At 71.1% G+C, this 13,382-nt stretch carries 13 protein-coding genes; 9 read left to right on the forward strand and 4 right to left on the reverse strand.

Translation table 11 applies throughout. The annotated features are described in order from the left end of the window. Positions 1-575: 575 nt before the first annotated feature. From CNQ36_RS35275 to pstB, 8 genes are all read left to right on the forward strand, one after another. Complete coding sequence (locus tag CNQ36_RS35275) at positions 576-986, forward strand: hypothetical protein (protein ID WP_228312985.1); 411 nt, start codon at positions 576-578, stop codon at positions 984-986. 147 nt (positions 987-1,133) lie between these two features. Then, the gene (locus tag CNQ36_RS16270; RefSeq protein ID WP_121546547.1) at positions 1,134-3,503 is read left to right on the forward strand and encodes an RNA degradosome polyphosphate kinase; all 2,370 of its coding nucleotides are present in this window, start codon (positions 1,134-1,136) and stop codon (positions 3,501-3,503) included. A gap of 223 nt (positions 3,504-3,726) precedes the next feature. Then, positions 3,727-4,842 carry a CHAD domain-containing protein gene (locus CNQ36_RS16275; RefSeq protein ID WP_410177133.1) on the forward strand — a complete coding sequence of 372 codons (1,116 nt, stop codon included), beginning with the start codon at positions 3,727-3,729 and terminating at the stop codon, positions 4,840-4,842. An 11-nt stretch (positions 4,843-4,853) separates the two neighbouring features. Further along, the gene (locus CNQ36_RS16280) at positions 4,854-5,294 is read left to right on the forward strand and encodes an NUDIX hydrolase (protein ID WP_121546549.1); all 441 of its coding nucleotides are present in this window, start codon (positions 4,854-4,856) and stop codon (positions 5,292-5,294) included. Positions 5,295-5,524: 230 nt separating this feature from the next. Then, positions 5,525-6,655 carry a phosphate ABC transporter substrate-binding protein PstS gene (gene pstS, locus CNQ36_RS16285; protein WP_004929741.1) on the forward strand — a complete coding sequence of 377 codons (1,131 nt, stop codon included), beginning with the start codon at positions 5,525-5,527 and terminating at the stop codon, positions 6,653-6,655. Between the two features lie 133 nt (positions 6,656-6,788). Beyond that, positions 6,789-7,793: a phosphate ABC transporter permease subunit PstC gene (gene pstC, locus CNQ36_RS16290; RefSeq protein WP_004929739.1), complete on the forward strand. Its 1,005-nt coding sequence runs from the start codon at positions 6,789-6,791 to the stop codon at positions 7,791-7,793. Further along, complete coding sequence (pstA, locus tag CNQ36_RS16295; protein ID WP_004929738.1) at positions 7,790-8,851, forward strand: phosphate ABC transporter permease PstA; 1,062 nt, start codon at positions 7,790-7,792, stop codon at positions 8,849-8,851. The genes pstC and pstA overlap by 4 nt, the downstream gene beginning before the upstream one ends. A gap of 35 nt (positions 8,852-8,886) precedes the next feature. After that, positions 8,887-9,663 carry a phosphate ABC transporter ATP-binding protein PstB gene (pstB, locus tag CNQ36_RS16300; RefSeq protein WP_004929737.1) on the forward strand — a complete coding sequence of 259 codons (777 nt, stop codon included), beginning with the start codon at positions 8,887-8,889 and terminating at the stop codon, positions 9,661-9,663. Positions 9,664-9,868: 205 nt separating this feature from the next. On the opposite strand, the gene pitH is transcribed toward pstB, so the two are convergent. Both pitH and CNQ36_RS16310 read right to left on the reverse strand, forming a co-directional pair. Continuing rightward, positions 9,869-10,867, reverse strand: a complete 999-nt coding sequence (gene pitH, locus CNQ36_RS16305) for a low-affinity phosphate transporter PitH (RefSeq protein WP_121546550.1) — start codon at positions 10,865-10,867, stop codon at positions 9,869-9,871. Positions 10,868-10,874: 7 nt separating this feature from the next. Then, positions 10,875-11,495, reverse strand: a complete 621-nt coding sequence (locus CNQ36_RS16310; protein WP_004929735.1) for a DUF47 domain-containing protein — start codon at positions 11,493-11,495, stop codon at positions 10,875-10,877. A gap of 239 nt (positions 11,496-11,734) precedes the next feature. Here CNQ36_RS16310 and CNQ36_RS16315 point away from each other — a divergent pair, with 239 nt between their 5' ends. Further along, positions 11,735-12,148, forward strand: coding sequence for a metal-sensitive transcriptional regulator (locus CNQ36_RS16315; RefSeq protein ID WP_004929733.1), 414 nt, complete (start codon positions 11,735-11,737; stop codon positions 12,146-12,148). 6 nt (positions 12,149-12,154) lie between these two features. On the opposite strand, the gene CNQ36_RS16320 is transcribed toward CNQ36_RS16315, so the two are convergent. Next, positions 12,155-12,340 carry a hypothetical protein gene (locus CNQ36_RS16320; protein WP_084828185.1) on the reverse strand — a complete coding sequence of 62 codons (186 nt, stop codon included), beginning with the start codon at positions 12,338-12,340 and terminating at the stop codon, positions 12,155-12,157. A 129-nt stretch (positions 12,341-12,469) separates the two neighbouring features. Then, positions 12,470-13,294 (reverse strand): hypothetical protein, encoded by an 825-nt coding sequence (locus tag CNQ36_RS16325; RefSeq protein ID WP_121546551.1) that lies wholly within the window; start codon positions 13,292-13,294, stop codon positions 12,470-12,472. Between the last annotated feature and the right edge of the window lie 88 nt (positions 13,295-13,382).

A 13,382-nucleotide genomic window follows, 5' to 3' on the forward strand; every position in this document is an offset into this window, starting at 1 on the left:
TCACGGGTGCACGGATGACGTGCGGGCAGCCCGGCCCGCGGGTGGTCCGCGCCCCGCCACCTGCTCCGGCTCGGCGGGCCGCTCACCGACGCCGCGGCGGCGGCCTTGAAGCAGTACAACGCCTGCGGCTTCACCCCCGCGCCGCAGGTACGACCAGGGCGCGATCCTGCTCTACAAGGACGTCCACACCTACACGACGATCGCCTGGCCGCTCCAGCCGGCCGGCACCGGCATCCTGCTCCTCGTCGCCGCGCTGTCGGCCCTCGCCGCGTTCCGGCTGCTGCGTCACCGCACCGGGAAGGCCGCCGGATGAGCGGTACGGCCACGGGGGCCCGGGCGCGGCTGTCCCGCACGGTGCTGCGGGTGCACCGCACGGCACTGACCGCCTGGGGCGCCCTCGTGGCGGGACTTCCCCACCTGCTACAGCTTCCTCGCCGTCGCCGCGTTCAGCGGCGGCGCGCTGATCGGCCGCGAGCTGGAGTCCGGCACCGCGAGGCCGGCGTGGACGCAGGGCGTCACCCCGGCCCGCCGGCCGGCCGCCGGGCCGCAGGGGGTGGTCGGCGCACCGGGACCTCATGGGGGACCACTGGGCCTTCGCCGACGTGTTCGTGGCACGCGGGCCGGCGACGGTGGCGTACGGGCTGTGCGCCCTCGCCGTGGGGGCGCTCACCGCGCTGCTCCTGCGGCGCGCGTTGCCCGCGCTCGCCGTGTCGGTCGCCGCGATGTGGCTGCTCAACCTGGTCCTGGAGCGCTGCCGCGCCTCCCTGTGGCCGCCGGTCACCCGGACCTCCGGCACCCGGTTCGAGCTGCCGGAGAGCGCCTGGCAACTGGAGTGGGGCCGCACCGCCTCCGGCGGCCACCGGGCCACGTACCACCCGCCCTCGCACTTCTGGCCCCTGCACCTGGTGGAGACCGGCATCGTCCTCGCCGTCACCGCCCTCGCCACGGCCGCCGCGTTCGCCCTGCTGAACCGCCGCACCGCCTGACGCCCGCCCCGGTACGTCCCTTCCCAGCCGGGGAGGGACGTACCATGCTCCCCGCCCGCGCCGTGTACCCCCGTGGGCCGCCGCCCGATATCCCGGACGTCATGTCTCCGTAACCGGCGATTCAGACGGGCTTGCGACGCTCGGCCAATGAATCCCGCCGTGCCAGAGCCCTCGCCACCCCGCAGGGGGAACGGGGGGAACGGGGACGCCTCAGGGCCACCACCGCTCCCACCCGCTTTTTCCGACGCGCCCGTGACGCTCATGGCGCGGAAGAATGGGGCCATGAGCCAGTCCGACGCCCAGGCACAGGTACAGCACCCGCAGCCCTCCGTGGGCTCCATCGCCGCCCACCGGCCGCATACCGTGGCCGGGGTGGTCTCCGACCTGGAACCCGACATCGACGCGGACCTCGACGGCTACGAGGAGTCGCAGCCGGACGGCGCCGCCCCGCTCCCGCAGGGCCGCTTCCTCGACCGGGAGCGCAGCTGGCTCGCGTTCAACGAACGCGTCCTCGAACTCGCCGAGGACCCGGACACCCCGCTGCTGGAGCGCGCCAACTTCCTCGCGATCTTCGCCAGCAACCTGGACGAGTTCTTCATGGTCCGGGTGGCCGGACTGAAGCGCCGCATCGCCACCGGCGTCGCCACCCGCTCCGCGTCCGGGCTCCAGCCCCGCGAGGTGCTGGAGATGATCTGGGCCCGCTCCCGCGAGCTGATGGCCCGGCACGCCGCCTGCTATCACGAGGACGTCGCCCCCGCGCTGGCGGAGGAGGGCATCCACCTGGTCCGCTGGAGCGAGCTGACGGAGAAGGAGCAGGCCCGCCTGTTCACCCTCTTCCGGCACCAGATCTTCCCGGTCCTCACCCCCCTCGCCGTCGACCCCGCGCACCCCTTCCCGTACATCTCGGGCCTGTCGCTGAACCTGGCCGTCGTCGTGCGCAACCCGGTCACCGGGCACAGGCACTTCGCGCGGGTCAAGGTGCCGCCGCTGCTGTCCCGTTTCCTGGAGAGCTCCCCGGGCCGCTACGTCCCCATCGAGGACGTCATCGCCGCCCACCTGGAGGAGCTGTTCCCGGGCATGGAGGTGCTGGAGCACCACGCCTTCCGCCTCACCCGCAACGAGGACCTCGAGGTCGAGGAGGACGACGCGGAGAACCTGCTCCAGGCCCTGGAGAAGGAGCTCATGCGGCGCCGCTTCGGCCCGCCGGTGCGGCTGGAGGTCGAGGAGTCCATCGACCGCGAGGTGCTGGACCTCCTGGTGCGCGAGCTGAAGATCGGCGAGGCCGAGGTGTACCCGCTGCCGGGCCCGCTCGACCTCACCGGCCTCTTCCGCATCCACGGCCTGGACCGGCCCGAGCTGAAGTACCCGAAGTTCATCGCCGGCACGCACCGCGACCTGGCGGAGGTCGAGACGGCCTCCCAGCCCGACATCTTCGCCGCGCTGCGCAGCCGCGACGTGCTGCTGCACCACCCGTACGACTCGTTCTCCACGTCGGTGCAGGCGTTCCTGCAGCAGGCCGCCGAGGACCCCGACGTCCTCGCCATCAAGCAGACTCTGTACCGGACTTCGGGCGACTCCCCCATAGTCGACGCGCTCATCGACGCAGCCGAGGCCGGCAAGCAGGTCCTGGTGCTGGTCGAGATCAAGGCGCGCTTCGACGAGCACGCGAACATCAAGTGGGCGCGCAAGCTGGAGGAGGCCGGCTGCCACGTCGTGTACGGCCTGGTCGGTCTGAAGACCCACTGCAAGCTGTCCCTGGTGGTCCGTCAGGAGGGCGAGACGCTACGGCGTTACAGCCACGTCGGCACCGGCAACTACCACCCGAAGACGGCCCGCCTCTACGAGGACCTGGGGCTGCTCACCTCGGACCAGCAGGTCGGCGCGGACCTGTCCGACCTGTTCAACCGGCTCTCCGGCTACTCCCGCCGGGAGACCTACCGGCGGCTGCTGGTGGCCCCCAAGTCCCTGCGGGACGGCCTGGTCTCCCGCATCGAGAAGGAGGCCCAGCACCATCGCGCCGGGCGCCCCGCCTTCGTCCGCATCAAGGTCAACTCGATGGTCGACGAGGCCGTCATCGACGCCTGCTACCGGGCGTCGCAGGCGGGCGTCCCGGTGGACATCTGGGTGCGCGGCATCTGCGCGATCCGGCCCGGCGTGACGGGCCTGTCGGAGAACGTCCGGGTACGGTCCGTCCTCGGCCGCTTCCTCGAGCACTCCCGGGTGTTCTCCTTCGGCAACGGCGGTGAGCCCGAGGTGTGGATCGGCAGCGCGGACATGATGCACCGCAACCTCGACCGCCGGATAGAGGCGCTGGTGCGGGTCACCGACCCGGCCCACCGGGCGGCCCTGAACCGGCTGCTGGAGACCGGCATGTCGGACACCACGCAGTCCTGGCACCTCACCGCGGACGGCGAGTGGACCCGGCACGCGACGGACGCGGACGGCCAGCCCCTGCGCAACGTCCAGGAGATGCTCATAGACGCCCGGAGGCGCCGGCGTGGCACAGCGACACCTTGATCCGACGGCCGGTCCGGTGCCGGCGGACGCCCTGGCCGGCTATCTGCGGGCCCAGGCGACCGAATTCCTCCGCGCGCTGCGCCTCCACCGGGAGACCGGTGCGGGCGCGGCCGCGTCGGAGGGCTCCGTCGAGGCGGCCCGTGCGCTGCGCCGCGCGGCGCGCCGCGTCAGCGGCAGCCTGCACACCTTCCAGCCGGTCCTGGACCCCGACTGGTCGGAGGCGATGCGCCCCGAACTGGCCTGGGTCTCGGGCACGCTGGCCCTGGAACACGCCCACGCCTCCCGGCTGCAGCAACTCCTGCTGGCCCTGCACCGCCTGTCGGGCGCGGCACCGTTCCCGCCCCAGGGACCCGCGGCGGGCACCACCGCGCGCACGGCCGCCCCGCCGCTCCCCCGCGACCGCCCCGCCCCCGCCGGGTCCGCCCCGGCGACCGTGCCGGCGGGCGCGACGGGCACGGCCCCCGGACGTACCGGCACCGCGCCCTGCGACACTCCCGCACCGGCCGACGGGACACCCGGGACGACGGACACGGCCGGGCGCGCCACCACGGGCCGCACCACCCCGGCCCGCGCCACCCCCGTGACCGCGGGCGCGGCCGCCGTCCGCACCGGCACCATGACGGACGCCCCCGGCCGTGGGTCCACCGCGACCGCCGCCGCGGGGACCCGCGGCAGCGCGCTCGCCGTCGCCGCCGGTGGGGCGGTGCCCGCGCCGGACCGCGGGAACCTGACCGTCGGGGCCGCCAAGGCCGGGGCCCTGCTGGACCGGCAGCTGACCCTCGCGCGGACCCGGGCGCACTCCACCGCGCTGCAGGCCCTCGGCTCCTCCCGGTTCCACGCGGTCGCCGACAAGGTGGCCGTGCTCGCCAGCGAGGTGCCGCTGTCCCCGGCGGCGGCCGGCGCCGATCTCCGCCCGCTCGCCGACGCCGCCCGCGACCGGCTCACCGACGCCGTCGCCGCGCTGCCGCTGCTCACCGCGGGCAGCCCGTACAACGCCGAGGCGCTGATCCACGGGCTCTCCCCGGACCCCGCCCCGCATCCGCAGGACGCCCCCTGGCACCAGGTCCGTCTCCTGCTGCGCCTGCACCGCTACGCCCTCGAGGTCGTGCACGCCGGCCGGCACCCGGGCAGCCTGCTCGACGCCGGGGAGGCACTGGACCGGCACCGCGACGCCGCCGAGGCGGCGGCCGCCGCGGCGCAGGCCGCCCGCACCCCGCGGATCGCCCCGGCCACGGCGTACGCCCTTGGCGTGCTCCACGCCGACCAGCGGCATGAGGTGGAGGCGGCGCGGTACGCGTTCCAGCGCTGCTGGCAGAAGGAAGTCATCGGCACGTTATAGGGAGGCACCCGGTGAGCACCCCGCGTCCCGCCGAGCACCGCACCCTCACCGTCCAGGCGGCCGGCTGCGTCCTGTGGCGCCGCTCCCCCGTCACCGGCGAACTGGAGCTCTGTCTGGTGCACCGGCCGAAGTACGACGACTGGTCCTGGCCCAAGGGCAAGCTCAAACGGGGCGAGGACCCGCTGGCCGGCGCCCTGCGCGAGGTCGCCGAGGAGACCGGCCACACCGCCGTCCCGGCCGCCGAGCTGCCCAGCGCGCTCTATCCGGCGAACGGCCGCCCGAAGCGGGTCCGCTACTGGGCGGCCGAAGCCGTCTCCGGCGCCTTCGCCCCGAACGACGAGGTCGACCGGATCCTCTGGCTCCGCCCGGAGGCCGCCCGCCTCCGCCTCACCGAGCGCCGCGACGCCGAGCTGGTGGACGCCCTGCTGTCCACCCTCCGCCCGGGGCAGTGAGCACCCCTTCCCGCCCGGTATCGCGCTGTGTCCTCGACGTGAGCGTTCCGTGACCTCACCGCACCGACCACAGGGGTTCACCCCTCGTTCATTTACGGCCATCGGCGGCTTCACCTGTTCTGCCTAATTTCGGCCTTACGCGATGCGGACCGCCCGGAGAACCGGGCAACGCATCACCCACACTTCGCACGCCGCCGAATTCAGGACGGCGGCCACTGGAAGGAACTCAAGTGAAGCTTCAGCGCAAGAACCGGCGGGCCCTCGCTCTCGGTGCTCTCGCCGTCTCCGGCGCCCTGGCCCTCACGGCGTGCGGCTCCGACGACACCGGCGGCAAGTCCGGCGGCGGTGACTCCTCCGCCGCCGCGCAGGCCGGCAACATCGACTGCGGCGACGCCAAGGGCCAGCTCCAGGCCTCCGGCTCTTCCGCCCAGAAGAACGCGATCGACGCCTGGGTCAAGCAGTACTCGGCGGCGTGCAAGGGCGTCCAGGTCAACTACAACCCGACCGGTTCGGGTGCGGGCGTCACCGCGTTCCTGCAGGGCCAGACCGCGTTCGCCGGTTCGGACTCCGCGCTGGAGGCCGAGGAGATCGAGCAGTCCAAGAAGATCTGCTCCGGCGGCCAGGCCATCGACCTGCCCATGGTCGGCGGCCCGATCGCGGTCGGCTACAACGTGCCCGGCGTCGACAACCTCGTCCTGGACGCGCCGACCCTCGCCAAGATCTTCGACAGCAAGATCACCAACTGGAACGACGAGGCGATCGCCAAGCTCAACCCCGACGCCAAGCTTCCCGACCTGAAGATCCAGGCCTTCCACCGCTCGGACGAGTCCGGCACCACGGACAACTTCACCACCTACCTGCAGGCCGCCGCGCCCAAGGACTGGACGTACGAGCCGAGCAAGTCCTGGGAGGCCAAGGGCGGCCAGTCCGCGCAGGGCTCCTCCGGTGTCGCCCAGCAGGTCAAGCAGGTCTCCGGCGCGATCTCCTACATGGAGCTGTCCTACGCGAAGGACGGCATGAGCACCGTCTCCGTCAAGACCGAGGCCGCCGAGCCGGTCGAGGCCACCGTCGAGAACGCCACCGCCGCCATCGGCGCCGCGAAGGTCGTCGGCACCGGCAAGGACCTCGCGCTGGAGCTGGACTACACCCCGTCGGCCGACGGCGCCTACCCGATCGTCCTGGTCACCTACGAGATCGTCTGCGACAAGGGCAACAAGGCCGAGACCCTGCCGGCCGCCAAGTCCTTCCTGAACTACATGGCCTCCGAGGACGGTCAGGGCCAGCTGGCCGAGGCCGGCTACGCCCCGATGCCCGAGGAGATCATCACCAAGGTCCGCGAGACCCTTTCCAGCCTCGCCTGACCCGAGAGTGCGGGCCGGCTCCCACCACGGGGCCGGTCCGCACCGTCCGGTGCACCGCCATCAGGAGCCCCCGGCCCCCGGACGGCTCCGACCGAGCCGCCCGCCCCGGCGGCTCCGCAGACCGGAGAACCCGATGGACACCACCACACAGCAGACCACCGCTCCCCCAGCACCCGCACCGACCACGCCCGAGAGCAAGCGCGCCGCACGCGGCGCCACCCGCCCCGGCGACCGGATCTTCCTGGGACTCTCCCGTGGATCCGGCATCTTCGTGCTGGTCCTCATGGCCGCCATCGCGGCCTTCCTGACGTACCGCGCCTCCATAGCCATCAGCAAGGACGAGGCGAACTTCTTCACCACCTTCGAGTGGAACCCCAGCGGCCTCCCGCCGGAGTTCGGCATCGCGGTCCTGGCCTTCGGCACCATCGTGTCGTCGGTCATCGCCATGGTCATCGCCGTGCCGGTCTCGGTGGGCATCGCGCTGTTCATCACGCACTACGCCCCGCGCCGCCTCGGCGGCCTCATCGGCTACGTGATCGACCTGCTCGCCGCCGTCCCGTCCATCGTCTACGGCCTGTGGGGCGCCCTCTTCCTCGTCCCGCACCTGCAGGGCCTGTACGGCTGGCTGGACGACTACCTCGGCTGGACCGGGATCTTCGAGTGGAACGACGGCGCCCCGCGCTCGCTGTTCACCGTCGGCATCCTGCTCGCCATCATGATCCTGCCGATCATCACCAACGTGAGCCGCGAGGTCTTCCGGCAGGTCCCGCGCATGCACGAGGAGGCGGCCCTCGCCCTCGGCGCCACGCGCTGGGAGGTCATCCGCATGTCGGTGCTGCCCTTCGGCCGCTCCGGCGTCATCTCCGCCTCGATGCTGGGCCTCGGCCGCGCGCTCGGCGAGACGATGGCCGTGGCGATGGTGCTCTCCTCGAGCTTCGACATCAACCTCAGCCTGCTCGACACCGGCGGCGGCACCTTCGCGCAGAACATCGCCAGCAAGTTCAACGAGGCCACCGAGATGGGCCGGGACGCGCTGATCGCCTCCGGTCTCGTCCTCTTCGTCATCACCCTGCTGGTCAACGGCGCGGCCCGGCTGATCATCGCCCGCCGCAAGGAGTACTCGGGGGCCAACGCATGAGCCACGCAACCCTTACCCCCAAGCCCAGCTCGCTGCGCGGCGCGACCCTGCCGAAGTGGTTCCCGTGGGCGGTCGCCGCGGGCGCCGTCGTGCTGGGCCTGGGCATCAGCACCGCGGCCGGCCTGCAGAGCGACATCCAGTGGGCGCTGATCGCGTCCCTGCTGTTCGTCCTCGGCTCGTACGGCATCTCCGCGAAGGTCGAGGGCCGTCGCCAGGCCAGGGACCGCACCGCGACCAGCCTGGTCTGGGTCGCCTTCCTCATGGCCCTGATCCCGCTGGCGTCCCTGATCTGGGAGACGGTCAAGCGCGGTGTGAAGGTGCTCGACGGCTACTTCCTCACCCACTCGATGGGCGTGGTCGCCGACACCGAGCCCGGCGGCGGCATCTACCACGCCATCATCGGCACCCTGGAGCAGGTCGGCCTCGCGACCCTGATCTCCGTGCCGATCGGCGTGCTGACCGCGATCTACCTCGTCGAGTACGGGCGCGGCCGGCTCGCGCAGGCCGTCACCTTCTTCGTCGACGTGATGACGGGCATCCCGTCCATCGTCGCCGGTCTCTTCGTCCTCAGCGTGTGGATCCTGCTGCTGGACATGGGCCCCTCCGGCTTCGCCGGCTCCATGGCCCTGTCCATCCTGATGATCCCGGTGGTCGTGCGCTCCACGGAGGAGATGCTCAAGCTCGTCCCGAACGAGCTGCGCGAGGCGTCCCTCGCCCTGGGCGTGCCGAAGTGGCGCACGATCCTGAAGGTGGTCCTGCCGACCTCCATCGGCGGCATCACCACCGGCGTCATGCTCGCGATCGCCCGCATCACGGGTGAGACCGCCCCCGTCCTGCTGCTGGTCTGGGTCACGAACTTCATCAACACCAACCCGTTCTCCGACCCGCAGGCGTCCCTGCCGATGTACATCTATCTGCAGTTCGCCAACAGCGGCGGCTCCGGCGCGGCCTACGACCGTGCCTGGGCGGCAGCCCTGACGCTCATCGCGTTCATCATGATCCTCAACCTGGTGGCCCGCGGCATCGCCCGCTGGAAGGCCCCGAAGACCGGTCGCTGAAGGCCTCCCCGGACTCGAAAGAAGAAGTGATACCCATGGCCAAGCGCATCGACGTCAGCGGCCTCAACGCCTACTACGGCTCCTTCCTGGCCATCGAGGACATCTCGATGACCGTGGAGCCCCGCTCCGTGACGGCCTTCATCGGCCCCTCCGGCTGCGGCAAGTCCACCTTCCTGCGCACGCTCAACCGCATGCACGAGGTGACCCCGGGCGGCAGGGTCGACGGCAAGGTCATGCTCGACGACGAGAACCTGTACGGCGCGGGCATCGACCCGGTCGCCGTGCGGCGTGAGGTCGGCATGGTCTTCCAGCGCCCGAACCCGTTCCCCACCATGTCGGTCTACGACAACGTGGCGGCGGGCCTGCGCCTGAACGGCAAGTACAAGAAGTCCCAGCTGGACGACGTCGTCGAGAAGTCCCTCAGGGGCGCCAACCTCTGGAACGAGGTCAAGGACCGGCTGAACAAGCCGGGCTCGGGCCTGTCCGGCGGCCAGCAGCAGCGCCTGTGCATCGCCCGCGCCATCGCGGTCGAGCCGAACGTGCTGCTCATGGACGAGCCCTGCTCCGCCCTGGACCCGATCTCCACCCTCGCGATCGAGGACCTGATCGGTGAGCTGAAGGAGCGCTTCACGATCGTCATCGTGACGCACAACATGCAGCAGGCGGCGCGGGTCTCCGACCGTACGGCGTTCTTCAACCTGGCGGCCGTCGGCCAGCCCGGCAAGCTGATCGAGATCGACGACACGGAGCGCATCTTCTCCAACCCGTCGGTCCAGGCCACGGAGGACTACATCTCCGGCCGCTTCGGCTGAGCCGACCGAGCTCCTCGCGGTGCTGCATGGCGGTGCCACCGCGAGGCCGAAGGGCCCGCCCCCAAACTCCCGGGGGCGGGCCCTTCCACATCCACCTACGCAGCTGCGGGCAGTCGTGCCGCGGGGCGGCACGGGTGGGCGCAGCGGCACCTCGCGACGCCGAGCAGCGAAAACACCCCCCGCCCAGCGCAGACACAGGTACCGGCTACAGCACAGCCAGATTCACCAGCCAGAACGACAACGCGGCCACAAGGGCAGCCGCCGGCATGGTGATGAACCACCCGAGAACGATGTTCTTGGCGACCCCCCACCGCACGGCCTTGACCCGCCTCGTCGCCCCCACACCCATGATCGCCGAAGTGATCACATGCGTCGTGGAGATCGGCGCGTGGAACAGGAACGCCGACCCGAACATGATCGACGCCCCCGTCGTCTCCGCCGCGAACCCCTGAGGCGGATCCAGCTCGATGATCTTCCGCCCCAGCGTCCGCATGATGCGCCAGCCGCCCGCGTACGTCCCCGCGGACAGCATCACCGCACAGGCGATCTTCACCCACACCGGGATCGGATCGCCGTAGTCCTCGACATCCGCGATGACCAGCGCCATCACCACGATGCCCATCGTCTTCTGCGCGTCCTGCAGACCGTGCCCCAGCGCCATGCCCGCCGCGGAGACCGTCTGCGCGATCCGGAACCCGCGCTTGGCCTTGTGCGGATTGGCCCGCCGGAAGAGCCACATGATCAGGGTCATCACCAGATAACCGGCCAGCAGACCGACCACCGGCGACACGAACATCGGGATGACGACCTTGTCGACCACCCCGTTCCAGTACACCGTGGTGCCGCCGGCCAGCGCGGCCCCGACCATGCCGCCGAACAGCGCGTGGGACGAGGACGACGGCAGTCCGAAGTACCAGGTGATCAGGTTCCAGACGATCGCGCCCACCAGCGCGGCGAAGAGGATGCCCATCCCCTTCGACCCTTCGGGCGTCTGGATCAGCCCCTCACTGACGGTCTTGGCGACACCGGAGCCCATGAACGCGCCGGCCAGGTTCATCACGGCCGCCATCGCCAGCGCCGCCCGGGGGGTCAGCGCACGCGTCGACACGGACGTGGCGATCGCGTTCGCCGAGTCGTGGAAGCCGTTGGTGTAGGTGAAGAAGAGCGCGACGCCGATGGTCACGACCAGAGCGAAGGTGTCCATAAAAGGCTCAGGACTCCTTGACGGCGATGGTCTCCACCGTGTTCGCCACGTGCTCGAAGGCGTCCGCCGCCTCCTCGAGTACGTCCACGACCTGCTTGAGCTTCAGCACCTCGATCGCGTCGTACTTGCCGTTGAAGAGGTGGGCCAGCAGCTTGCGGTGGATCTGGTCGGCCTGGTTCTCGAGCCGGTTGACCTCGATCCAGTACTCCGTGAGGTTCTCCATGGTCCGCAGGTGCGGCATGGCCTCCGCGGTCAGCTCCGCCGCCCGCGCCAGGACCTCGATCTGCTGCTCGACGCCCTTGGGCAGTTCCTCGATGCTGTAGAGGACGACCAGGTCGACGGCCTCCTCCATGAAGTCCATGATGTCGTCGAGGGACGACGCGAGGGAGTAGATGTCCTCACGGTCGAACGGCGTGATGAACGAGGAGTTCAGCTGGTGGAAGATCGCATGCGTGGCGTCGTCACCGGCGTGTTCCGCGGCCCGCATACGCTCTGCGATCTCGGCCCTGGCGGAGGGGTCCGCCCCGAGCAGTTCCATCAGGAGTTTCGAGCCCGTGACGATGTTGTCCGCGGACGCGGCGAACATGTCGTAGAAGCTCGTCTCCCTGGGGGTCAGACGAAAGCGCACGTGGGGTCCTCGGTATGCATCGGTTTCGGTCAGGCTGATGCTAGGCGCACCACCCGGCCACGACTAACGGGCCGCCCACCAGTGTCGCCCATCGGGCAGAGTGATGGATACGGGGGCGGTCCGCGGTCTGTTTCCGGCCGTCGCGCTCGGCATCGGCCAAGAGGCCTCTACCCAGCAAAGTTCGGTACCATATACCCACCAGGGGTATATGTCGCCCGCCAGTGCACCAGGAGGACGCGATGACGACCACCGAGACCGGCGCGAACGCGCCCTCCACCCCCGACACGACCGATGTAACGGAAGCAACAGGCGCAACCGACGTGCGGGACGTGTCCGACACGACGGACATCGTGACCGATCACGACCGCGGCATCCACGGCTACCACAAGCAGAAGCAGGAACACCTCAAGCGCCTTCGCCGCATCGAGGGACAGATCCGCGGTCTGCAGCGGATGGTCGACGAGGACGTCTACTGCATCGACATACTCACCCAGGTGTCCGCCTCCACCAAGGCCCTGCAGTCGTTCGCGCTGCAGCTGCTGGAGGAGCACCTGCGCCACTGCGTCGCGGACGCGGCCGTCAAGGGCGGCGACGAGATCGACGCGAAGGTCAAGGAAGCCACGCAGGCCATCGCCCGGATGCTGCGGACCTGAGCGGCCTCACGCCCCGGCGGACTCGGCGCGCGTCTCGGCCACCCTCAGCACCTCGTCGATGCTCTCCAGGCTGAGCCGCTCCTCGGCGTTGGACGCGGCGATGATCAACTCGCCGCACAGCTCGATCTCGGCGAGCGCCACGTGATCCTGAACAGGAACCGTCCCACCGCCGAGCGGGGCCACGCGCCTCACCTCACCTCTGTCGTCACCGACTTCCTAGGGTAGGGAGCGCCCCACGCACCGCGCATGGCACGGAAGGGCTAGTTCAGGCCGGTCACTCCGCGCCGCACGCCGGGCTCACCGCTCGGCTCACCGCACGGCTCACTGCTCGGCGATCCGGCCCGCGTAGATGTCCTCGTCCTCGGGAAGCCGCACGTCGGCCGGGGCCCCGAAGCCGTACAGCAGGGTGGTCGAGGAGACCGCGACGGGCTCGTCCTGCCGGCCGTTGACGAAGCTGAAGCGGTGCCGCACCTTGCGCAGCCGCCCCTGGTCGTCGAGGTAGGCGTCGAACGGCACCCGGGCGGTGGCGAACCCTTTCGCCGCCGCGGCCAGCGCCTTCCGGTTCGCGTCCGAGGCCCCCCGCGCGGCCTGCCCCAGGTCGGCGGTCCCCCGGTAGTGGCGCACCGCCGTCCCCCCGACCTCGGTGCGCTCCACGAACGTCGCCGAGCGCGTACCGCGCAGCACCTCGGCGGCGGCGAACGGGTCGGTGGCCCCGCCGGTGACGAGGTTCCCGTCGGACAGCGTCCCGGTGTCCACCCGCACCCACTTGTCGGCGGGCACCCCGGCCCCCCGGTTCTTCATGAACAGCGCCCCGGGAGCGAGCAGTTCGGTGATGGGCAGCCGTGCGGTGTCCCCCGCCGGGTCCTGCGGCAGCAGCACCTCGAGCCGGCCGAGCCGCTTCCGGTAGTCGTACACGCCCTCGCCCCGGATGGTGACCCGGGTGCCGCCGGTGGCCATCTCCAGGGACGTGCGCGCCCGGGACGTCCCGGTCTCCACGAGCGCTTCGGCCGCCTGACGGAGCACCCGCACCGGATCCCCGGCGGGAACTCCCCGGGTCGCGGCGTCGCTCCGCGCGCAGCCCACACTGCCGAATCCCAGACAGCACACGGCCGTGATCCCGGCCACCACGCCACGCATCCGAGCCATGCCTGCTACCCCCGCTCCGTCCGACACGGGCCGCCTGTCGTGTCGGTTAACGACGGGTAAGTGACCCCGTCACGCCGACACGCCGAGC

Source organism: Streptomyces fungicidicus, from assembly GCF_003665435.1.
In the GTDB taxonomy this organism is placed as follows: domain Bacteria; phylum Actinomycetota; class Actinomycetes; order Streptomycetales; family Streptomycetaceae; genus Streptomyces; species Streptomyces fungicidicus.

Bases quoted from the DNA above. Each gene is read 5' to 3' on its own strand.
- pitH (WP_121546550.1), bottom strand. From the start codon at position 10,867: ATGGACACCTTCGCTCTGGTCGTGACCATCGGCGTCGCGCTCTTCTTC.
- CNQ36_RS16325 (WP_121546551.1), bottom strand. From the start codon at position 13,294: ATGGCTCGGATGCGTGGCGTGGTGGCCGGGATCACGGCCGTGTGCTGT.
- CNQ36_RS16270 (WP_121546547.1), top strand. From the start codon at position 1,134: ATGAATCCCGCCGTGCCAGAGCCCTCGCCACCCCGCAGGGGGAACGGG.
- CNQ36_RS35275 (WP_228312985.1), top strand. From the start codon at position 576: ATGGGGGACCACTGGGCCTTCGCCGACGTGTTCGTGGCACGCGGGCCG.
- pstC (WP_004929739.1), top strand. From the start codon at position 6,789: ATGGACACCACCACACAGCAGACCACCGCTCCCCCAGCACCCGCACCG.
- CNQ36_RS16315 (WP_004929733.1), top strand. From the start codon at position 11,735: ATGACGACCACCGAGACCGGCGCGAACGCGCCCTCCACCCCCGACACG.
- pstA (WP_004929738.1), top strand. From the start codon at position 7,790: ATGAGCCACGCAACCCTTACCCCCAAGCCCAGCTCGCTGCGCGGCGCG.
- CNQ36_RS16275 (WP_410177133.1), top strand. From the start codon at position 3,727: ATGCGCCCCGAACTGGCCTGGGTCTCGGGCACGCTGGCCCTGGAACAC.
- pstB (WP_004929737.1), top strand. From the start codon at position 8,887: ATGGCCAAGCGCATCGACGTCAGCGGCCTCAACGCCTACTACGGCTCC.